Annotated in this window: 21 protein-coding genes, 1 rRNA gene and 1 pseudogene; 12 read left to right on the top strand and 11 right to left on the bottom strand. The window is 70.1% G+C overall.

Annotation, left to right across the window (positions count from 1 at the left end; genetic code table 11):
• Positions 1-2: 2 nt before the first annotated feature.
• Positions 3-119, top strand: a 5S ribosomal RNA gene (gene rrf / locus ACBJ59_RS58660).
• Positions 120-175: 56 nt separating this feature from the next.
• Here rrf and ACBJ59_RS58655 read toward each other — a convergent pair.
• Complete coding sequence (locus tag ACBJ59_RS58655) at positions 176-643, bottom strand: Lrp/AsnC family transcriptional regulator (protein WP_375118649.1); 468 nt, start codon at positions 641-643, stop codon at positions 176-178.
• A gap of 126 nt (positions 644-769) precedes the next feature.
• Between ACBJ59_RS58655 and ACBJ59_RS58650 the strand changes: the two genes are divergently transcribed.
• Positions 770-1,657 (top strand): phenylalanine 4-monooxygenase, encoded by an 888-nt coding sequence (locus ACBJ59_RS58650; protein ID WP_375118648.1) that lies wholly within the window; start codon positions 770-772, stop codon positions 1,655-1,657.
• 33 nt (positions 1,658-1,690) lie between these two features.
• The gene (locus ACBJ59_RS58645) at positions 1,691-2,647 is read left to right on the top strand and encodes a serine hydrolase (protein WP_375118647.1); all 957 of its coding nucleotides are present in this window, start codon (positions 1,691-1,693) and stop codon (positions 2,645-2,647) included.
• Here the strand turns inward: ACBJ59_RS58645 and ACBJ59_RS58640 are convergent.
• From ACBJ59_RS58640 to pstS, 5 genes are read right to left on the bottom strand one after another with little or no spacing between them, the layout of a single operon-like run.
• Complete coding sequence (locus ACBJ59_RS58640) at positions 2,616-3,341, bottom strand: response regulator transcription factor (protein WP_375118646.1); 726 nt, start codon at positions 3,339-3,341, stop codon at positions 2,616-2,618. The genes ACBJ59_RS58645 and ACBJ59_RS58640 overlap by 32 nt on opposite strands.
• Positions 3,341-4,117, bottom strand: a complete 777-nt coding sequence (pstB, locus tag ACBJ59_RS58635; RefSeq protein ID WP_375118645.1) for a phosphate ABC transporter ATP-binding protein PstB — start codon at positions 4,115-4,117, stop codon at positions 3,341-3,343. The genes ACBJ59_RS58640 and pstB overlap by 1 nt, the downstream gene beginning before the upstream one ends.
• Before the next feature lie 15 nt (positions 4,118-4,132).
• Positions 4,133-5,008: a phosphate ABC transporter permease PstA gene (gene pstA / locus ACBJ59_RS58630; RefSeq protein WP_375118644.1), complete on the bottom strand. Its 876-nt coding sequence runs from the start codon at positions 5,006-5,008 to the stop codon at positions 4,133-4,135.
• On the bottom strand, positions 5,005-5,985 hold the full coding sequence (gene pstC / locus ACBJ59_RS58625; RefSeq protein ID WP_364125778.1) for a phosphate ABC transporter permease subunit PstC: 981 nt from the start codon (positions 5,983-5,985) through the stop codon (positions 5,005-5,007). The genes pstA and pstC overlap by 4 nt, the downstream gene beginning before the upstream one ends.
• 6 nt (positions 5,986-5,991) lie before the next feature.
• The gene (gene pstS / locus ACBJ59_RS58620; protein ID WP_375118643.1) at positions 5,992-7,101 is read right to left on the bottom strand and encodes a phosphate ABC transporter substrate-binding protein PstS; all 1,110 of its coding nucleotides are present in this window, start codon (positions 7,099-7,101) and stop codon (positions 5,992-5,994) included.
• 121 nt (positions 7,102-7,222) lie between these two features.
• Here pstS and ACBJ59_RS58615 point away from each other — a divergent pair, with 121 nt between their 5' ends.
• The gene (locus ACBJ59_RS58615; RefSeq protein ID WP_364125783.1) at positions 7,223-7,699 is read left to right on the top strand and encodes a low molecular weight protein-tyrosine-phosphatase; all 477 of its coding nucleotides are present in this window, start codon (positions 7,223-7,225) and stop codon (positions 7,697-7,699) included.
• Positions 7,696-8,481, top strand: coding sequence for a fructosamine kinase family protein (locus tag ACBJ59_RS58610; protein ID WP_375118642.1), 786 nt, complete (start codon positions 7,696-7,698; stop codon positions 8,479-8,481). Before ACBJ59_RS58615 ends, ACBJ59_RS58610 begins: the two co-directional genes overlap by 4 nt.
• A 15-nt stretch (positions 8,482-8,496) precedes the next feature.
• Here the strand turns inward: ACBJ59_RS58610 and ACBJ59_RS58605 are convergent, their stop codons facing one another.
• Positions 8,497-9,360 (bottom strand): TetR/AcrR family transcriptional regulator, encoded by an 864-nt coding sequence (locus tag ACBJ59_RS58605; RefSeq protein WP_375118641.1) that lies wholly within the window; start codon positions 9,358-9,360, stop codon positions 8,497-8,499.
• Positions 9,361-9,418: 58 nt separating this feature from the next.
• Between ACBJ59_RS58605 and ACBJ59_RS58600 the strand changes: the two genes are divergently transcribed.
• The gene (locus tag ACBJ59_RS58600; protein ID WP_375118640.1) at positions 9,419-11,119 is read left to right on the top strand and encodes a right-handed parallel beta-helix repeat-containing protein; all 1,701 of its coding nucleotides are present in this window, start codon (positions 9,419-9,421) and stop codon (positions 11,117-11,119) included.
• Here the strand turns inward: ACBJ59_RS58600 and hisN are convergent.
• Positions 11,116-11,913: a histidinol-phosphatase gene (gene hisN / locus ACBJ59_RS58595; RefSeq protein WP_375118639.1), complete on the bottom strand. Its 798-nt coding sequence runs from the start codon at positions 11,911-11,913 to the stop codon at positions 11,116-11,118. The two genes, ACBJ59_RS58600 and hisN, sit on opposite strands and share 4 nt — an antisense overlap.
• Before the next feature lie 99 nt (positions 11,914-12,012).
• On the opposite strand from hisN, the gene ACBJ59_RS58590 reads away from it, so the two are divergent.
• Together ACBJ59_RS58590 and ACBJ59_RS58585 are read left to right on the top strand one after the other, a co-directional pair.
• The gene (locus ACBJ59_RS58590; protein WP_375118638.1) at positions 12,013-12,459 is read left to right on the top strand and encodes a DUF4442 domain-containing protein; all 447 of its coding nucleotides are present in this window, start codon (positions 12,013-12,015) and stop codon (positions 12,457-12,459) included.
• 32 nt (positions 12,460-12,491) lie between these two features.
• Positions 12,492-13,367: a hypothetical protein gene (locus ACBJ59_RS58585; RefSeq protein ID WP_375118637.1), complete on the top strand. Its 876-nt coding sequence runs from the start codon at positions 12,492-12,494 to the stop codon at positions 13,365-13,367.
• Positions 13,368-13,850: 483 nt separating this feature from the next.
• On the opposite strand, the pseudogene rsgA reads toward ACBJ59_RS58585, so the two are convergent.
• Positions 13,851-14,906 (bottom strand): annotated as a pseudogene (gene rsgA, locus ACBJ59_RS58580) (ribosome small subunit-dependent GTPase A); the annotation flags it as partial.
• Between the two features lie 726 nt (positions 14,907-15,632).
• Positions 15,633-17,027 (bottom strand): 3-phosphoshikimate 1-carboxyvinyltransferase, encoded by a 1,395-nt coding sequence (gene aroA, locus ACBJ59_RS58575; protein ID WP_375118636.1) that lies wholly within the window; start codon positions 17,025-17,027, stop codon positions 15,633-15,635.
• Between the two features lie 427 nt (positions 17,028-17,454).
• Between aroA and ACBJ59_RS58570 the strand changes: the two genes are divergently transcribed.
• Positions 17,455-18,201, top strand: a complete 747-nt coding sequence (locus tag ACBJ59_RS58570; RefSeq protein ID WP_364125805.1) for an SOS response-associated peptidase — start codon at positions 17,455-17,457, stop codon at positions 18,199-18,201.
• Between the two features lie 154 nt (positions 18,202-18,355).
• Positions 18,356-18,688: a TraR/DksA family transcriptional regulator gene (locus ACBJ59_RS58565; protein ID WP_364125807.1), complete on the top strand. Its 333-nt coding sequence runs from the start codon at positions 18,356-18,358 to the stop codon at positions 18,686-18,688.
• Positions 18,689-18,742: 54 nt separating this feature from the next.
• Here ACBJ59_RS58565 and ACBJ59_RS58560 read toward each other — a convergent pair whose 3' ends face one another.
• Positions 18,743-19,483 (bottom strand): methyltransferase domain-containing protein, encoded by a 741-nt coding sequence (locus ACBJ59_RS58560; RefSeq protein ID WP_364125810.1) that lies wholly within the window; start codon positions 19,481-19,483, stop codon positions 18,743-18,745.
• A gap of 233 nt (positions 19,484-19,716) precedes the next feature.
• Between ACBJ59_RS58560 and ACBJ59_RS58555 the strand changes: the two genes are divergently transcribed.
• Both ACBJ59_RS58555 and rsrA read left to right on the top strand, forming a co-directional pair.
• A complete protein-coding gene (locus ACBJ59_RS58555) occupies positions 19,717-20,322 on the top strand; it encodes a sigma-70 family RNA polymerase sigma factor (protein ID WP_043624264.1) in 606 nt (201 codons plus the stop codon).
• Positions 20,319-20,585 (top strand): mycothiol system anti-sigma-R factor, encoded by a 267-nt coding sequence (gene rsrA, locus ACBJ59_RS58550; protein ID WP_364125813.1) that lies wholly within the window; start codon positions 20,319-20,321, stop codon positions 20,583-20,585. Before ACBJ59_RS58555 ends, rsrA begins: the two co-directional genes overlap by 4 nt.
• The last annotated feature ends 2 nt before the right edge of the window (positions 20,586-20,587 follow it).

Genomic DNA, 20,587 nt, shown 5'->3' with positions numbered 1-20,587 from the left:
GTTACGGCGGTTATGGCGGGAAGGAAACACCCGGTTACATTCCGAACCCGGAAGTTAAGCTTCTCAGCGCCGATGGTACTGCACTCGGGAGGGTGTGGGAGAGTAGGTCACCGCCGGACAATCTTTAGGGGAGGGCCCCGACGCCAACGCGTCGGGGCCCTTTCTGCGTTTGTGGTCAGGGGCGGTCGGTGACGGCGGCCTGGAGGAGCGGCTCTATCCGGTGGGGGATCTGGGTGGAGAGCGCGATCGTGGTGTCCGTGCGCTGGATGGCCGGGGACGCCAGCACGTGGGCGATGATCTGCTGGAGGTGCTCGGTCGTGCGGGCCACCACGCGGCACAGCAGGTCGTGCTGGCCGCTCGTCCCGTGGACCTCCAGGATCTCGGGCACGGTCCGCAACGCCGCCACGGCCTCGTCCAGGCGCCCCTGAGCTATCTGCAGCCACACGAACGCCAGGATCGGATACCCGGACCTGGCCGGCGACACGGTGGGGCCGAAGTCCTGGATGACGCCCCTCGCGGTGAGCTTCTCCACCCGGGCCTGGACGGTGCCTCTGGCGACTCCGAGGAGCCGGGCCAGTTCGGTCAGGCCGATGCGGGGGTTGGCGCGCATGGTGACCAGCAGCCTGGCGTCTAGATCGTCCATGCCGCCTCCTCCTACACTGTGCGATTCGACCAGGATCTGGGTCGTTTGTCGTGCGAAATCCAGCGTATCGCGCAGCAGAATTGGTCGCTCTTGCCAGGAAAAGCGGGAGTTGCTGTCATTTGGGGCATGTTTGAGGAAGCACAGTATTTTGCGCCGGTCGCGGCCCAGGAGGATGGGTCCGTGGTGGTCGAGCTGTCGGCGTCGCATCCGGGGTTCGCGGACCCGGTGTACCGGGAGCGGCGGAACGCGATCGCCGGGCTGGCGGTGAACTACCGGCCGGGCACGCCCATTCCGGCCGCGGAGTACACCGAGCAGGAGCACGAGGTCTGGCGGACGGTCACCAGGGAGCTGGGGGTCAAGCACGCCAAGTACGCCACGGCCGAGTATCTGGCGGGTGCCGCGCGGCTGGGGCTGCCGGGCGACCGGATCCCGCAGCTCGAAGAGGTGTCGGAGCTGCTGGAGCCGTTGACCGGGTTCCGGTATCTGCCGGCGGCGGGGCTGGTGCCGCTGCGGGAGTTCTACGGGGTGCTGGCGGACGGGTTCTTCCACTCCACGCAGTACATCCGGCATCATTCCGTGCCGTTCTACACTCCTGAGCCCGATGTCATCCATGAGGTGATCGGGCACGCCAACGCGCTGGCGCACCCTCGGTACGCCGCTCTCTACCGGCTGGCGGGGCAGGCCGCGCGGCGGGTCGAGGGGGAGGAGGCGCTGGAGTTCGTCTCCAAGGTGTTCTGGTTCACGATGGAGTTCGGGGTGATGCGGGAGGCGGACGAGCTCAAGGCGTACGGGGCGGGGATCCTGTCCTCGTACGGGGAGATCGAGGAGTTCCGGGGGATGGACATCCGGCCGCTGGACCTGGCTCTCATGGGCGCCACGCAGTACGACATCACGAAATATCAGGATGTGCTGTTCCGGGCCGAGTCGGTCCAGCACCTGGAAGACGTCGTGGGAGGCTTCTGGGCCACCTGTGACGACGACTCGATCGCGAAACTGATCGCCGCCGGTGTCTAGCGGCATGTCGCGAAATTTCGTGATAATGCTCAGGTGATCGCGGCCAGGGCCAAGGCGATACCACGACTGGTCATCGCGCTCGCCCTGGTCATGCCGCTGATATGGGTGAAGGGGCCGGCGCCTCCGGAGGTGGGCTCCGCCGCCGTGCCCTCGCCCGGCAGCGTGCACCTCGCGGGCCCGGTCACCGTCCTGCCCGGGGTGAAGCAGGCCAGGATGATGGTGGAGAGCCTGGGGACGGCCTCCGTGCCGGCGGTTCCGGACAAACGCATCTCCGAGCGGCTCGACCGCTATCTGGCCGGGCGGCCGGGGCCGGTCACGGCCATGGTGAAGGATCTGGCGACCGGGCGGGTCTACCGCTATCACGCGGGCGAGCGGCTGATCACGGCCAGCACGGCCAAGGTGCAGATCCTCGTGGCGTTGCTGCTGCGTACGCCGTGGAAGAAGCTGCCGGCCGCGGTCCGGCGCGATGCCGAGCTGATGATCCGCTACAGCGACAACCATGCCGCGGACCGCCTGTGGCTGCGGATCGGCGGGGTGGGCGGGTTCGACGCGGCGGGGAGGCGGCTCGGGCTGAAGCACACGCGGGGCGTGGCCGGTGACTGCCTTGACCTGTATTGCTGGGGGATCACCAGGACGTCGGTGGATGACCAGGTACGCCTCATGGCGGCGCTGGTGTCCGGGAAGAGCCCGCTCAGGGCCGGCGATCGCGAGCAGGTGCTCAGGCTCATGGGCGCGGTCGTCGACGGCCAGGACTGGGGCATCAGCGCCGCCGCGTGCGAGGGCGACCGCGTGGCGCTGAAGAACGGCTGGCTCAAGCGCGTCTCGACCGAGCGCTGGGCCACGATCAGCGTGGGGCTGATCAGGGGCGACGGGCGCGACTACGCCGTTGCCGTACTCACCGAGGGGAGCCCAGAGGTGGCGTACGGCATAGCGACGGTCGAAGGCGTGACCAAGCGGATCATGCAGGACTTTCAGCGATGCCCGGGGTGACCAGCCGGTAGCCCACCCCGCGTACGGTCTGGATGAGCCGGTCGTCCTCGTCACCCAGGCGGGCCCGCAGCCGCTTGACGTGCACCGCGATCGTGTTCGTCGAGGTGTTCGCGGCGGCGTGCCAGACGTGGCGCATGATCTGCTCGCGCGTCACCGTGCGGTCGGCGTTGCGCATCAGGTACTGCAGCAGCTCGAACTCCCGCAACGGCAGGTGCACGGCTCGCCCGGCCACGCGTACCTGGTAGGCCTGTACGTCCAGCTCGACCCCGCCCACGGCGAGCACCTTGCGGGACTCGGGCGAGGCCGCCTGGATGAACGGCAGCAGTTCCGGCACCCGGTAGGGCCTGGCCACGCAGGCGGCGGCCCCTGCCGCGAGCGCGCGTACGGCCTGCTCGGCGTGCCCCTCGCCGACGCCGAGCAGCACGGGCACGGCCCGCGCCAGGCGTACCGCGCGTACGAACTCCACCGCGTCGATGACCGGCAGCGTGGCCGAGACGAGCACCACGTCCGGCTGCAGGGCCCCCGCCTGCAGCAGCCCTTGAGCACCGTCGGACGCCCCCGTGACGGCCACGCCCTCGCGTTCGAGGGCCGTGGCCACCTCCTCCACGACGGAGTCGTCGGGGTCGGCGATGAGCAGTACGGGCTTGGTCCTCGTGTCCCCGTTCATCGTGGATGCCGCCTGCTGTTGGGTCATCAGCCGAAGCGCCCCGTGATGTAGTCTTCCGTGGCCTTCTCGGTCGGGTTGGTGAACATGCGGGAGGTCTCGTCCATCTCGATGACCTTGCCCGGCTTGCCCTGCTCGGCCAGGTTGAAGAACGCGGTCCTGTCGCTGACCCGGGCGGCCTGCTGCATGTTGTGGGTGACGATGACGATCGTGTACTCGTCCTTGAGCTTGGCCATCAGGTCCTCGATGGCCAGCGTGGAGATCGGGTCGAGCGCCGAGCACGGCTCGTCCATCAGCAGGACCTGCGGCTTGACCGCGATGGCCCGGGCGATGCAGAGCCGCTGCTGCTGACCGCCGGACAGGCCCGCGCCCGGCTTGTTGAGGCGGTCCTTGACCTCGTTCCAGAGGTTGGCGCCCTTGAGCGACTCCTCGACGATGCCGTCCATCTGCGACTTGCTGACGCGGCCGTTGAGGCGGAGGCCGGCCGCCACGTTCTCGTAGATCGACATCGTGGGGAACGGGTTCGGGCGCTGGAAGACCATGCCGATCATCCGGCGGACCGAGACGGGCTCGACGGTGGGGGCGTACAGGTCGTCGCCGTCGAGCAGCACCTTGCCCTCCACGCGAGCACCGGGGATCACCTCGTGCATGCGGTTGAGCGTGCGCAGGAACGTCGACTTGCCGCATCCGGACGGGCCGATGAACGCGGTGATCGAGCGGGGCTCGATGGTCATCGACACGTCCTCGATCGCCTTGTGCGACCCGTAGTACGCGTCGAGACCCGAGACCTGGATCTGCTTGGACATTGCGGTGATTACCCCCTATCGGCCCCTGGCGGGCGAGCGCCACCAGGCGATCAGGCGCGCCACCAGGTTGAGCAGCATGACGATCAGGATGAGCGTGAGGGCTCCGGTCCACGCCCGGTCGACGGCGGTGTCGTTGGGACGGGCCGCCTGGTCGAAGACGAAGAGGGGAAGGCCCATCTGGGGCCCGGAGAACGGGTCGTTGTTGATGGAGTTCGTGAAGAACACCGTCATCAGCAGCGGCGCGGTCTCACCGGCGACACGGGCCACGGCCAGCATGATGCCGGTGACGATGCCGGTGAACGCGGTCGGCAGCACGACCTTGACGATGGTGCGCCACTTGGGCACGCCCAGCGCGTACGAGGCCTCGCGCAGGTCGTTGGGCACCAGCCGGAGCATCTCCTCCGCGGACCGGACGACCGTCGGCATCATCAGGATGGACAGCGCCAGCGCGCCCGCCCAGCCGGAGTACTCGAAGCCGAGGAAGAGGATCCAGAACGCGAAGATGAACAGGCCGGCAACGACCGAAGGGACGCCGGTCATGACGTCCACGAAGAAGCTGATGGCGCGGCTCAGCCGGCCGTTGTTGCCGTATTCGACCAGGTAGATCGCGGTGAACAGACCGATCGGCACCGAGATGACCGAGGAGAGCAGGATCTGTTCCAGGGTTCCGATGATCGCGTGGTACGCACCGCCGCCGGCGTCTCTCGCACCGATGCCGTTCATCGAGTGCGTGAGGAACTCCAGGTCGAACCGGGCCAGGCCGTTGGAGATGACCAGCCAGAGCACCGAGATGAGCGGCACCACGGCCAGCGCGAACGCCAGGTAGACCAGGCCCTGGACGACCCGGTCCTTGATCCGGCGGCTGGTCGAGATGTGTTGGATCGAGGTCATGCGCCGGCCCTCGCGTACTCCTTGCGGCGGTTGATGATCAGGCGCGCGCCCATGTTGACCAGCAACGTGATGACGAACAGCACCAGACCGGACGCGATCAGGGCGCCTCGGCCGATCTCGGTGGCCTCGCCGAAGCCGTTGGCGATGTTGGCGGCGATGCTGTTGGCGTGCGGGGTGAGGATCTCGAAGGTGATGTCGAAGGTGGCGGGGAAGATCAGCGCGACCGCGATGGTCTCGCCCATGGCGCGGCCGAGGCCGAGCATGGCGGCGCTGATGACACCGGGACGGCCGAACGGCAGCACGGCCATCCTGATCATCTCCCAGCGGGTGGCGCCGAGCGCGAGCGCCGCCTCCTCGTTCATCTTCGGCGCCTGGAGGAACACCTCGCGCGTGATGGCCGCGATGATCGGCAGGATCATGATGGCCAGCACGATCGATCCGGCGATCATGGTCTTGCCGCCGATGGCGCCCTCGCCGGCGAACAGCGGGAACCAGCCGAGGTGCTCGTTGAGCCACTGCGACGGGGTCCTGATCAGCGGCACCAGGAACGCCAGGCCCCACAGGCCGTAGACGACGCTGGGGACGGCGGCGAGCAGGTCGATCAGGTAGCCGAGCGGGGCGGCGAGCCTGCGAGGCGCGTAGTGGGAGATGAACAGCGCCACGCCGACCGCGATGGGGGTCGCGATGACGAGGGCGATGCCGGAGCTGAGCACGGTACCGAACGCCAGAGCGCCGATGCCGAACACGCCGCTGCTGTTGGGCTCCCAGGTCAGGTCGAGGAAGAAGCTGCCCTTGTTCGCCTGCAGGGCGGGGATCGCCTCGCTGATGAGGAAGACGGCGATGGCCGCCATGATCGCCAGCAGGATGACGCCCGCCGCGGTGGAGACGAAGCGGAAGGGCCCTTCACCATGGCTGCGCCGCGAGGCGGACCGGCTCGTGGCCGGCCCGCCATCACGGGTGCGTACGTTGGTGGTCATGGGGTGTTAGGAGATCGCCTCGACAGCGGTCCGGACCTTGGTGAGCAGAGCTCCCGACAGCGGGGCGTAGCCCAGCTCCTTGAGCGCTGCCTGGCCCTCGTCGCTGGCCGTGTAGGTGAGGAAGCTCTTGACGATCTTCTGCTGGTCGGCCGGCAGGCCCTTCTCGCAGGTGATCTCGTACGTCACCAGGACGATCGGGTAGGCGCCCGCGGTCTTGGTGGCGTAGTCGATCGACAGGGCCAGGTCGTTGCCGGTGCCCTTGATCTCGGCGGTCTCGACCGTCTTGGCCGCGCTCTCCGGGGTGAGCTCGACGAACTCGCCGGCGCCGTTGGCGACCTTGGCCTTCTGCAGCGAGGAGTTCTCGGCGAAGGAGAGCTCGACGTAGCTGATGGCACCCTCGGTGTCCTTGACCGAGGAGGCGATGCCGTCGGAGCCCTTGGCGCCCTGGCCCTTGGCCTCAGCCGGCCAGGCCTTGGCGGGCTCGTACGGCCACTCGGCGGTGGCCTTGAGGAACTTGGTGAAGTTGTCGCTGGTGCCCGACTCGTCCGAGCGGTGGAAGGCCTGGATCGGGGTGGAGGGCAGCGTGGCGTCGGGGTTGTCGGCCTTGATGGCGGCGTCGTCCCACTTGGTGATCTTGCTGCTGAAGATCCCGCCGAGCGTCTTGGGCGTCAGCTGCAGGCCCTCGACGCCGGGAAGGTTGTAGACGACCGCGACCGGGCCGGTCACCATCGGGATGTTGATCGCCTTGCCGGTCTTGCACCGGGCGTCGGCCTGGGCGGGCTCGTCCTCCTTCAGTGCCGAGTCGGAGCCGGCGAAGGCGACCTGGCCCTGAATGAACGCCTGCACACCCGCGCCCGAGCCGCTGGGCTGGTAGTTCAGGGTGACACCGGGGTTGGTGGCCGTGAAGTTCTTCGTCCACTCGGTGATCGCGTTGGCCTGGGCCGAGGAGCCCGCGGCGTTGATCGAGCCGCTCAGACCGTTGTCATTGCCCGCGGCGGGGGCGCTGGCAGAAGCGGAGCTGGTGCCGCTGGTCCCGGCGTTGTTGTCTGTGCCGCACGCAGCGAGCGAGAGCGCGCCGACGACGGCGACGGCGGCGAGCCGGCCTGCATACTTCACGGTTGGGTTCCTCCCACTTGGTCCTTAGTCGCCATGAAAGCTATGCAGCGAAGGTGACTCAGACCCCCCAACGAGGGTGAACGTTCGGTGAACGCACCAGGTCACCCTCATGATGGGTGTTATGACTTATCGCGTATGCCTGGTGTGCATGGGGAACATCTGCCGCTCGCCGATGGCCGAGGTCGTGCTCCGTCAGACCCTCGCGGACCGCGGGCTGGGCGACCGCGTCACCGTCGAGAGCGCCGGGACCGGCGGCTGGCACGTCGGGGATCCGATGGACGAGCGGGCGCTGGAGATCTTGGCCCAGCACGGCTACGACGGCTCGACGCATCGGGCCCGGCAGTTCACCAAGGACTGGTTCGACCGCTACGACCTCGTGCTGGCCATGGACCGGGACAACGTCTCCAACCTCCGGCGGCTCGCCCCGGCCGGGGTGGAGGTGCGGCTGTTCCGCTCCTTCGACCCGGCCGCGCCGGAGGGGGCCGAGGTGCCGGATCCGTACTACGGGGGGCCCGAGGGGTTCGAGGAGGTGCTCGGGCTGGTGGAGGCCGCTTCCGAGGGGGTGGCCAAGCACATCGCCGACGAGATTCCCAAGTGAGGTTCACCGAGGATCTGGGCTCGTCGCACGGCTGGCGGCTGCGGCGGGGCGTGCTGGACGACGGGCGCGAGGTGTTCGCCAAGAGCGGGGCGGCCTCCGAGATCTTCGCCTCGGAGGCCGCCGGGCTGCGCTGGCTGGGTGAGGCCGCCGCGGTGCCCGAGGTGATCGACGTGGGGCCCGACCGGCTCGTGCTCTCCTGGATACGCCAGGAGCGGCCCACCGCCGCGGCCGCCGAGCGGTTCGGGCGGTCGCTGGCCCGGCTGCATCGCTCGGGGGCGCCGGGGTTCGGCGCGCCGTGGCCGGGGTTCATCGCCGAGCTGCCGATGGACAACTCGCCCGCCGGCGACTGGCCGTCCTTCTACGCGGAGCGGCGGGTGCTGCCGTTCCTGCGGATGGCGCGGCTGCCCGCCTCGGACGTCGCTCTGGTGGAGCGGGCCGTGTCGCGCTTCGGCGAGGTCGCGGGGCCGGCCGAGCCGGTGGCGCGGATCCATGGGGACCTGTGGAGCGGGAACGTGTTGTGGTCCGGTGGCGACGGGGTGCTGATTGATCCGGCGGCCCATGGCGGGCATCGGGAGACCGATCTGGCGATGCTGGACCTGTTCGGGCTGCCGTACCTCGATCGGGTGCTGGGGGCGTACCGGGAGGAGTGGCCGCCGGCCGAGGGGTGGCGGGAGCGGGTGCCGCTGCACCAGCTCCATCCGCTGCTCGTGCACCTGGTGCTGTTCGGGGGCGGCTACCGGGACAGCCTGATGAGCGCGGTGCGGCGGGTGCTGGCGCTCTGAGCGGATCCTGCCGCCTCAGCCGGTCTTGCGTTTGCGGTACGCGCGTTGCCGGCAGGCGCGGGAGCAGTAGACACGAGGGCGGCCCGACTCGGCCGGCTCCAGGGGGATGCCGCATTCCTGGCAGTTTTCGTCACGGGTTTCGTCACGCTCGCGAATGAGGGCCTCGATGCCGTCCAGGAGACGGCGCAGGCCGAACTCGAAGGTGTCCTCCGGGTGGTCCCAGCCGCCGCTCTCCCAGAGGCCGGAGATCGTGGGGTATTGGTCGAGGCGCTCGAACAGGGAGTCGCGGGCGCCCCACCACTCCTCCTCGGACACGCCGCTGCGGCGCTCCTCGCGCCGGGTCTCCAGCAGGAGCAGGGCCTCGGCGTCCACGAACCGGCCGACCAGGCCGATGGCCGCGATCACCTCCGACGGCCGCAACGCGGTGCCGGTGAGGGTGGCCAGCATGTAGTCGTAGTAGGCGACGCCGTTGGGGCCGGGCAGGTGGCGGCTGCCGCGCACCTCGGCCAGCCACGGGTGCCGCTCGCGGATCCGCCACGCCTGCCTGGCGACCGCCTCCAGCCGCGGCCGCCAGCCCTCCTGCGACGGGGGCTCTTTCGTGGTCTCCTTCGGGGGCTCGTCCGCGTGCTCGCCCATGACCTCGTCGCGCATGAGGTCGACGAGCTGGTCGCGGCCGGGCACGTGGCGGTAGAGCGACATGGTCGTGAAGCCGAGCCGGTCGGCGACCTTGCGCATGGACAGGCCCTCCAGGCCCTCGGCGTCGGCCAGCTCGATCGCGGCGCGCACGATCCTGCCCAGGCTGAGGCCGGGGCGTGGCTCGCGCTCCTCCTCCCGCCACAGCAGCTCGACGCCGTCGTCCGGGTCCCGCGTCATTGGCATCTTCCTAGTTTATGGTGTACTAATTCGTGTACAGCATAAACATCGAAAGGCGGTTGGGATGTTCCACTTCCACGTCGCGCCATCCGGGGACGACTCCGGGTCCGGCTCCGTCGAGCGCCCGTTCGCCACCCTCGAACGTGCCCGGTCGGCGGCCCGCGAGGCCCCGGGCGAGGCCGTCGTGCACCTCAGGGGCGGGACACACGTGCTGACCCGCCCGTTCGAGCTCACCGGGGCCGACTCGGGGACCGTCTACCGGGCGTACGGGCACGGCACCTCCGCCCGGGAGGAGGCCGTCGTGAGCGGCGGCCGGCGGATCGAGGGGTGGCGGGTGCGGGACGGCGTCTGGCGGGCCGAGGTCGGCGACCTCGAGACCCGCCAGCTGTACGTGGAGGGCCGCCGGGCCGCCCGCGCCGCCGTCCCCGGCCTGCCCGGGACGGCGGCCGTGACCGCCACCGGCTACGTCACCGACAGTGCCGCGCCGCGCGAGTGGCGGGACGTCGAGTTCGTCTACCGGGGCGTCTATCCGTGGACGGAGGCCCGCCTCGGGGTGGCCGGGATCTCGGCCGACGGTGACTCGACGGTGATCACCATGGCGGAGCCCGGCTTCGGGTGGGCCGTCGAGCTGTACAACTCCACCTGGGCGGGCAACACCTCCGCCGGTCCCGGCCTGCCCACCGCCGTCGAGAACGACGCGAGCTTCCTGCGCGAACCGGGCACCTTCGTGCTCGACCGGTCCCGGCCGGGGGATCACGTGCTGCTGTACCTGCCCCTTCCCGATGAGGATCCCGCGCGTACGCGGGTGGTCGCGCCGGTCCTGGAGACGCTGCTGAGCGTCGCCGGGGCGCGGGACGTCTCGTTCGAGGGGCTGGTGTTCGCCGACGCCACATGGGTGCGGCCCGGCCGGCCGGAGGGCTTCCCGCACTATCACGGCAGCGGTTACTACGAGGGCGGCGGCGTCGAGACGGCGTTCGTGGGCGACGACGGGTCCGTGACGTATCCCGCTCATTCCGTCACGATCCCTGCCTGCGTGACGTTCGACGACGTGTCCGGCGTGGTGATCGAGGGCTGCCGGTTCACCCGCATGGGGGCCTCCGGGCTGGGCGTCTCCGGGGGCGACGGGCTCACCGTACGCGGCTGCGACTTCGACACGCTGTCCGCCGGGGCGATCGTGGTGTCCGGGAGCCGGGCGACCACGATCGAGGACAACCGGGTGCGTCGCGTGGGGCTGGAGTACAGCGGGTCGCCGGGGATCTCCGTGACCGGCACGCGGGGCTGCGTCATCGCGCACAACGAGATCGCCGAGGTGCCCCACTGCGGCATCGTGGCCGGGCCGGGCGAGGGCACCCGGATCGTGCGCAACCTGACCGTGGACACCATGCAGGTGCTGGCGGACGGGGGCGGGGTGTACCTGTCCGGGCCCCAGGGCGACTCGGCCGAGACCGGGGCCGTGGTGCGGGGCAACGTCATCAAGGACACGCGCACGCCGTACAACTTCGGGCTCTACACCGACTACGGGGCCAGCTGGGTGACGGTCGAGGAGAACGTCGTCATGCGGGCCGACAACACCGCCGTGCTGCACGTCGGGCCGCCGCTGGAGAACGTGGTCTACCGGGGCAACTTCTGGGACGCCGACCCGCTGGGGCACGACGATCCGCCGGCCGGGGTCACGTACGAGGGGAACACGACCATCAAAGATGAACGGGAGCTGAACGCCGCCACCGCCGGCATCCAGGCCAGGGCCGGTCTCCTGCGGACCTAGCTCTTGACGGTGGTGCCGTTGAGGCGGTTGAGCACCTCGTCGTGCAGGACGCCGTTCGTGCAGACGAGGCTGCCGCCCTCAAGGCCCTTCACCCCGGCCACGTCGGTCCAGACGCCGCCGGCCTCCTCGACGATCACGGTGAGCGCCGCCATGTCCCACGGCGACAGCTCGGGCTCGGCCGACAGGTCCACCGACCCCTCGGCGACCATCATGTGCGACCAGAAGTCGCCGTACGCCCTCGTGCGCCAGCAGGCGCGGCTGAGGTCGAGGAAGTTGTCGAGCCGGCCCGTCTTCTCCCAGCCGCCGAAGCTCGAGTACGAGAACGAGGCGTCCTCCAGGACGGACACGGACGACACCTGCATGCGGGACGCCTTGGTCAGGCTCTTGCCCGTCCACGCCCCGCCCTCGGCCGCCGCCCACCAGCGCCGGCCGAGCGCGGGGGCCGAGACCAGGCCGACGACGACCTTGCCGTACTCCATGAGCGCGATCAGGGTCGCCCACACGGGCACGCCGCGTACGTAGTTCTTGGTGCCGTCGATGGGGTCGATGATCCACGACCTGGCGCCCCACCCGGTCCTGCCGAACTCCTCGCCCACGACCGCGTCACGCGGCCTGGCGCGGCGCAGCGTGCCCCGGATCGCCTCCTCCACCGCGCGGTCGGCATCGCTGACCGGCGTCAGATCGGGCTTGGTCTCGACCTTGAGGTCGACAGCCTTGAACCGCCGCATGGTCATGTCATCGGCGGCGTCCGCCATGACATGCGCGAGGCGAAGATCATCGGAATAACCCTGCACGATCGCCCACGCTATCGTGTCGGGTATACCGAACATCAGTCACCAACGCCCCTTTTCTGGTAACCCGCATTCCAGTTACCGACCAGTAGCATGTCCAGCATGTCGGTAGATGTCGGTGCGCTGATGCTCCAGTCGGTCCCTTTTGCCCAGACATTGGGCATCGTTTTTGATTCGGTGGCGGACGGGCGGGCGATCTGCCACGTTCCCGACCGCGCGGAGTTCCGCAACCATGTGGGCGGCCCGCACGCGGGGGTGCTCTTCACCCTCGCGGAGTCCGCGTCGGGGGCCGCCGTGCTGTCGTCGCTGGGCGACCAGCTGAGCCGGGCGACGCCGCTGCCGACGACCGCCACCATCGAGTTCCGGAAGGTCGCCGAGGGAGAGGTGCGGGCCGAGGCCAGGCTGCTGGCGAGCCGGGAGGAGGTAGTGGCCCGGCTGGACGCGGGGGAGCGGCCGGTGTTCGACGTCGCCGTGGAGGTCACGAACGCCGACGGCGTGGTGGTCTCCGCCCTGACGGTCACCTGGACCCTGCGCCCGAACCGGCCTTGACAGCCGAAGGCGATCACGGGCGATGATCGGCTATGAACGCCTTGATCCGGATCGCCCTCGTGGGTGCGGTGATCGGGCTCGGTGAGTCCGTTCTCGTGGTCTGTGTGTCCGAGCGGAACGTCCTGCTCGCGTTCCTGGCGATGGTGTTCGTACCCTTCCCGGTGAGCATGGCGCTGTGCTGGTGGGGCAAATTGCCGCATTGGTGGCTGGTGTCGGTGCTGGGGCCGATGGCCGTCATCTTCTCCTTCTTGTTGACGCTCGCCGTCGGCGTCGATGCCTCGGTCGCCGGCGACTTGGGCATCGGTGAATGGGGTGGTCGCCTCATCCTCATGGGCGTCGGCGCGGGCGCCTTCGCCTTCGCCGGGGCCCTGGTCATGCCGATGCACCGGGCCCTTCGCCTCACCACGCTCGGGGTGGTCGTCGCTCTGTGCGCCGCCTCGTGGGTGGGGGCGGACGTGATCAGGATGGCCGGTGTGACGTGGCAGTCGGCGTCGAAGGGGGTGCCCGTCGTCGCGCCCGACCTGCCGGAGCACCGACTGGTCCTCGCCGACCTGGAGGAGGGCGCCGTGGCGGACGTGCTCCGGCTCTCGTACGAGCGGCGATTCGATCAGGGGGATCTGTCCGTCCTCGTCGCATCGGTGCGCGAGCAGACCGCTCGGGAGGCGTGCGAGTCGCAGTCCCGGATGGACGGCACGCCGGTGGGTGAGGGGTTGCCGGCCACCTGCCGGGAGGTTTGGGGCGGGAGCTGGGTCCGTACCGAGGTGGGCAGCACGTCGGTGCTCGCCGTGCGTGGTGACGCGCTGGTGGAGGTCCAGAGCGCGTGGCTGACGGAGGCGCAGCTGCTCGCCGTGCTGCCGACCGTCCGCCCGGTCGACGCCTGGGACCTCGCCGCCGCCAGGCGACCGTGACGACCGTCAGGAGGGGCCGCCGGAGACGGTCCTGCGGCGGGGACGTCTCCCGGCGTCGTCCGTGACAGCCGTGGGGGCGGCGGCTCTCCTCGGTGCCGACCGTGACCGCGTGGCTCCCTAGCGGCGGGTCTTCTTCGGGGCGTCCGGCGTGGGCTTGTCGTCGCCGGGCTCGGCAGGGTTGTGTGCGGTGAGCCGGCGGTGATTTCCGTCGGGGCTCTCTGCGTCGGGGCTCGTTGGTTCGGAGTCCTCCGCGTCGCGGTCCTCTGTGGGAGTGCCCTCTGCAACGGGGCCCTCTGCGTCGAAGTACTCCGCGTCGGGGTCTTCCGCGTCGGGGTCCTCTGGGTCGGGGTCTTCCGCGTCGGGGTCCTCTGGGTCGAGGTCTTCCGCGTCGAGGGCTTCTGCGGTGGAGAGGGCAGATGGGGGTTGGCGGCGGGGTTCGGTTGGGCCGTCTGGGGAGGTCGGTTCGCGGCGGGGTGCGGTGGGGTCGTCGGGGGTGCCCTCGCGGCTGGACAGCAGGCGGCGCAGGGACTCCAGGCGGGCCGGGTCGGCTTTGCCCGCCGCGACCAACGCGTCCAGCGCGCAGCCCTCCCCGAGATGGGTGCAGCCCTTCGGGCAGTCCACCGTTGCCTCGATCAGGTCGGGGAACGCCGCCAGCACCGTTTCCACCGACACGTGCGCCAGCCCGAAGCTGCGTACGCCGGGCGTGTCGATGATCCAGCCCCCCTCCGGCAGCTCCAGGGCCACGGCGGAGGTGGAGGTGTGGCGGCCGCGGCCGGTCACCGCGTTGACCTGGGAGACGGCGCGGTTGGCGTCGGGGACGAGGGCGTTGACCAGCGTGGACTTGCCCACGCCCGAATGGCCCACCAGGACGCTGATGCGGCCCGTCAGGTGGTCGCGCAGCTCGTCCAGGGGACCGCCCTTGTGGACCACGACGTGCGAAACGCCCAGCGGCTCGTAGAGGGCCACCAGCTCGTCGGGCGAGGCGAGGTCGGGCTTGGTGAGGCAGAGCAGGGTGTCGATCTCGGCGTCGAAGGCCGCCACCAGGATCCGGTCGATCATGCGGGGCCGCGGCGGCGGATCGGCCAGCGCGGTCACGATGACGAGCTGGTCGGCGTTGGCCACGACCGGGCGCTCGATGCCGTCGGTGTCCTCGGTGTCGTCGGCCGAGCGGCGCAACATCGACGTGCGCGGCTCCACGCGTACGACCCGGGCCAGCGTGTCGGGACGGCCCGAGACGTCTCCGACCAGGGCCACCCGGTCGCCCACGACGATGCCCTTGCGACCCAGCTCGCGCGCCTTCATGGCCACCACGAGGCGGCGCTGCGGCTGCTTGCGCTTCTGGGCCGACCCCTTCGGGCGCTCCGGCTCGACCAGCGTCGTGTAGCGGCCCCGGTCCACGGCCACGACGAACCCTTCGACGGCGTCTTCATGCGCAGGACGAATCCGGGTCCGGGGCCGGGAGCCCTTGCCCGGCCTGACCCGTACGTCGTCCTCGTCGTACTCCCGCTTTCTCAGCGGTCTGCTCCCATGCGCTCGCATCCCCTCTGTTGTGCTCTGTGCGTGATCCCTTGCTGCGGGACGAGGTCGCCGCGGCCCCTGGCCGCGGACCCGCCCGCCGGACGGGGCCCGTGACGCGCCAGGCCCTTGGGACCCGGCTCACTCACGCCGAAGTGCTCCGTGTTGTAGCCGGTGCCCCGGCCCGTGGCGCCGGTGCCCCGGCCCGTGGCGCCGGTGCCCCGACTTGTGGTGCCGGTGCCCCGACCTGTGGTGCCGGAGCACCGACTTGTGGTGCCGGTGATCCGGCGGTCCCGGCACGCGTCGCCGGTGTCCGTGGTGCGTCGTTCCACGTGCCGGGTGCTCCGACCCGTGGTTCCGGCGCTTCTCGTGCGCCGGCCCACGCGGCCGGTGGCCGTGGCGCCCCGGCCCGTGAGGTCGGTGCTGCTGGTGTGCCGGCACACGTGGCCGGAGCTCTTCGTGCGCCGGCACTTGCGGCCGGTGCCCGGGGGGCGCCGTCTCGTGTGGTCGGTGCTGCTGGTGCCTCGACCCGCGGTGCTGGTCCGTCGATATGGGAAGTCCGTGTTGGTGGTGCGGGTGCCACCTGGGCCTGGACAGGTGGCGGCGTCGTGCTGGTGAATCTTTTCATCGCCATTCGGGCAGCGCGTTGTCACGTGCCGCCCTTTTCCGAAGTGCCCGGCGCTTTCGCGGTGAAACCAGCGCCCGCGGGACGTTGTGCATCGGCCCTGCTCACGCCTGGAAGGACGTTTGTCATCGGGCTTCCAGCATCGCCGTCCACATCTGGACGAACTCCGGCAGGGTCTTGGCGGTCGTCGCGATGTTCTCCACCTCGACGCCGGGCACGGCGAGGCCGATCACGGCCCCGGCCGTGGCCATGCGGTGGTCGTCGTAGCTGTGGAAGGTGCCGCCGTGCAGCGGGTGGGGGCGGATGATCAGGCCGTCCTCGGTCTCCTCGGCGTCGCCCCCCAGGCGGTTGATCTCGGTGGCGAGCGCGGCCAGCCGGTCGGTCTCGTGACCGCGCAGGTGGCTCACTCCCCGGATGCGGCTCGGCGTGGAGGCCAGCGCCGCCAGGGCGGCGATCGTGGGGGTCAGCTCGCCCACGTCATGGAGGTCGGTATCGATGCCGGTGATCCGGCCTGTCCCCGTGACCACGAGGTCGGTCGTCCGGGAGGCGGGGCGCTGATCGCCCGCGCCCGCGGACGAGCCTGATTCAGAGCCTGATTCAGAGCCTGCTTCAGGGCCTGATTCGGAGCCTGATCGGGAGGCGGTTTCGGCGGCGGGGGAGGAGCGGGTGACCGTCGCGCCCATGGTGGTGAGCAGGTCGCGCAGGGCGTCGCCCGCTTGCGTGGTGTGCACCGGCCAGCCGGGGATCGTCACCGTGCCGCCGGTCACCAGCGCCGCCGCCAGGAACGGGGCCGCGTTGGACAGGTCGGGCTCCACCGTCATGTCCCTGGCCGTGATCGGGCCGGGCTCCACCCGCCACATGTCGCGCTCGCCGTCGTCCACCGTGACGCCGGCCGCCCTGAGCATCTCCACGGTCATCTCGATGTGTGGCTGCGAGGGCACCGGCGGGCCCACGTGGCGGATCGTGATGCCCTTCTCGAACCGCGCCGCCGCCAGCAGCAGGCCCGAGACGAACTGCGACGAACCCGACGCGTCCAGCGTGACCTCGCCGCCCGTCAGCGGCCCGCTGATCGTGAACGGCAGGGCGTCGTTGTCGATCCGCGCCCCGAGCGAGCGCAGGGCGTCGAGGATGGGGCCCATCGGGCGCTTGCGCGCGTGCGGATCGCCGTCGAAGGAGACGGGACCGTCGGCGAGCGCGGCGACCGGCGGCACGAACCGCATCACCGTGCCCGCCAGGCCGGCGTCGATGTGCGCGCCGCCGCGGATCGGGCCGGGCGTCACCTGCCAGTCGACCCCCGCGGCGCTCTCCCGGGTGGACTCCAGAGTCGTGCCCAGAGCTCGCAGCGCCGCCACCATCAGGTCGGCGTCGCGGCTGCGCAGCGCCTGCCGCACGACCCCCGGGCCGTCGGCGAGCGCGGCGAGGAGGAGGGCACGATTGGTCACCGACTTGGAGCCGGGCAGCGGGACGGTGGCGTCGACCGGGCCGGTCGCCGCCGGGGCGGGCCAGTGCGGAGCGGGCATGGTCAAAGAGTACTGGCCGTGGCGGGGCGGGGGTCACAGCCTGTGGATAACGACTGGCGCACCGTTGTGCCCTGTGGATGACGTGGATGACGTGGATGACGTGGGTGATGGGGACAGCGGGCACGGCGGGGACGGCGGGGACGGCGGGGACGCGGGCTCGACGGGACGACGGCAGGAGCGGCGGTCAGGCGGGAATGGCGGGCGTGGGTGTAGGCGGTCCTGTGAGCGGGCGGTCGCGGAGCGGGCATAGGCGGCGGGCGAGGGCAGGGGAAAGCGGGCGGGGACAGCGGGCGAGGGCGGGGACAGCGGGTGGACGGCAGGGGGCGGACGGCAGTGGGTGGAGGTGGCGGGTAGCGGGTGGGGTGGGGCGGAGGGGCCTGGGTCGGGCGGACATGCGAGCGAAAGCCGGACGTGGCAGTGTGGGGTCATGTGCGGTAGATACGCCTCGGCGCGCAAGAAGCACGAGCTGCTCGAGGAGTTCCAGGTCGAGCAGGACGGTGACCCCGAAAAGGAGCTCGGCGCCGATTACAACGTCGCGCCCACCAAGAACGTCTACGCCGTGCTGAGCCGCGTGCCCAAGGAGGCCGAGCGGGCGGTACGACAGCTCAGGATCGTGAAGTGGGGCCTGGTGCCGGCCTGGGCCAAGGACCCGTCGATCGGCTCGCGGCTGATCAACGCCAGGGCCGAGACGCTGGCCGAGAAGCCGTCGTTCCGGCAGGCGTTCGCCAAGCGCAGGTGCCTGCTGCCGGCCGACGGCTACTTCGAGTGGATGCCGGTCGAAGGCGAAAAGAAGAAGAAGCAGCCGTACTTCATCCACCCGGCCGACGGCGGGGTGCTGGCCATGGCGGGCCTGTACGAGTTCTGGAAGGACCCGTCGCGCGACGACGACGACCCGCTCAAGTGGCTGGTGACCTGCACCGTCATCACCACGAACGCCGAGGACCAGCTCGGCCGCATCCACGACAGGATGCCCATGATGATCGAGCGGGAGCGTTGGGCGGAGTGGCTCGACCCCAAGCTGACCGACACCGCCCAGGCCGCGGAGCTGCTGGTGCCCGCCGAGTCGGGGCGGCTCACCGCGTACGCGGTCTCCACGGATGTCAACAACGTGCGGAACAATGGCTCAGACCTCATCAAACCTCTCCCCGAAGAGGAGGAAACCGCGCTTTTCTAAAGGTGTAAGAAGCACAGTAAGTGGGCATCCGGTGAGGAAAGCGATGCATCCGTTTACTCGATGTCACCGCCAAAAATGCCCCCAATTGCACCGGGCGGGACATCCGGGGAGTCCTAGCCGCGGGTTGCCCTCACTCACCCGGAGGTGCGGATTCGTGGACGTCACGACCGCTCGTGAGCGGCTGGAAGAAATGCTCGCGGAGCTGGACCGCTCGATCGGGGTCCTGCAGGGCGACCCTGTCGCCGTGCGTGAGCACTCGGCGGCGGACGCCGGCTCGGACCTGACCGACAACGACCGCGCCCAAGCCATGCTGACCGTGGCCACCGCGCAGCGCCGCGCCGTCATCGAGGCGATCAAACGCCTTGAGGAAGGCGTGTACGGCAGGTGCGTCGACTGCGGCACGCCGGTGCCGGAAGGTCGCCTGGAGGCCCGCCCTGAGGCCGCGCGCTGCGTGCAGTGCCAGGGCAAGAAGGAACGCCGTCGCTGAGAGCGCGTACGCCGCCGGACACGAAGAACGGCGGCGCCGCACCCAGAAGACGGGTCACCCCTTGCGGACGCTGGCCACCAGGTGGATGCCGACCGTGTCGTCGTCGTCCGGATGGGCCTCGAGCTCCGTGCGCACCAGGTAGTTGAGCGCCCGGGCGTCGGATCCGAGCACGTGGTCCACCGTGGACGGCGACAGTACCGTGCGCGGCCGCATCCACTCCACCTCGAGTCCGGCGCCCATCAGCAGCTCGCGCAGCTGCCCGCTGCTGAAGCAGCGCGTGATGCTGCCGTCGGGCCACGGCACGAGCATGACCTCACCGGTCTGCCGCAGGTGCTGCCACTGCTCCTGCTCGGCCAGGATCGCCATGCCGAGCACCAGCGAGTCGACGCACACCAGCGCCCGCCCACCCGGCCGCAGCACCCTGGCCACGTCGCTCATCGCCGACTCGGCCATCAGCTCGATCGACATCACCCGCTCTTCGGCGAGCACCGCGTCCACGCTCGCGTCGGGCAGGAACGCGAGATCGTCGGCGCGTACGTGACGGACGCGATCCGCGTCGCGCAATCGGGACTGCCCGTCGACGGTCCGGCGGAAGTCGAGCACCTCGATCACCCGGTGCCCCGCTCTCGCGGCCTGACCCGACCATCGCCCGCGGCCGCCGGAGAGGTCGAGGATCACGGAGGGTTCGCCGGGGAGCCATCGGTTGAGTTGTTCGGCGGCGACGGCGCGGTAGAAGGTCCAGTACGGCCCGAGCGTCCCTGAGCCGTTCAGTTCCTCGGCCGGAATGGGCAGCACACGCGACTCCTGGGTTCCGGAAAAAGGGCTACCAGCCGGTACGTATGACGTTCCCCGCACCGGGTCCTTCGTACCTTCTATCTTGCGGGAACAGACAAGGGCGCGGGCGTGTTGCGACGAGCATGCTCACATTGGTCGACCCCCAGCCCGCTGACCGACTGGTCACGGGCCAGCGGGTATCCTCCCCTGAGTACGGTGTTCCGCCACAGCCGGCCACCGGTGATCTTAGGGGGGTGGGTCCGGTGCCCGCGACAGGCGCGGAGACGCTGGAGCAGCGAAGCGAGCGATTCGAGCGCGACGTCATGCCGTATCTCGAGCAGCTCTACTCCGCCGCGCTCCGGATGACCCGAAATCCCGCGGACGCGGAGGACCTGCTGCAGGAGACCTTCGCCAAGGCGTTCGCGTCGTTCCATCAGTTCCAGCAGGGCACGAATCTCAAGGCGTGGCTCTACCGGATCCTGACCAACACCTTCATCAACAGCTACCGCAAGAAGCAGCGGGAGCCCAAGCAGTCGGGCACCGAGGAGATCGAGGACTGGCAGCTCGCGCGGGCCGAGTCCCACACCTCGAGCGGCCTGAAGTCGGCCGAGGTGGAGGCGCTCGAGCATCTCCCCGACGGCGACATCAAGCAGGCCCTCGCGGCCCTGCCCGAGGAGTTCAGGATCGCGGTCTACCTGGCCGACGTCGAAGGCTTCCCCTACAAGGAGATCGCCGACATCATGGGCACTCCCATCGGGACCGTGATGTCGAGGCTGCACAGGGGACGCAGGCAGCTGCGGGGCCTCCTTGAGGACTATGCTCGCGAGCGTGGCCTGGTCCCGGCGGAGGGATCGAAATGAGCTGTGGCAACCCGCACGACACCGACTGTCGCGAAGTGCTCGACAAGGTCTACGCCTACCTCGACGGTGAGCTGACCGAGGGCGACGTCGCCGGCATCCGCGTGCACCTCGACGAGTGCAGCCCGTGCCTGCAGGAATACGACCTGGACAAGGCGATCAAGGCGCTCGTGGCCAAGCACTGCGGTTGTGACCCGGTCCCCGCGGATCTGCGCTCGAAGGTGCTGGCCCGCATCGCGCAGGTGAGGTCGGAGCTGTCCGACTAGGA

Origin of the sequence: Nonomuraea sp. MTCD27, assembly GCF_041950495.1 — a bacterium.
Taxonomy (GTDB): Bacteria; Actinomycetota; Actinomycetes; order Streptosporangiales; family Streptosporangiaceae; genus Nonomuraea.
This window is presented reverse-complemented; position numbering and strand designations above follow the sequence as displayed.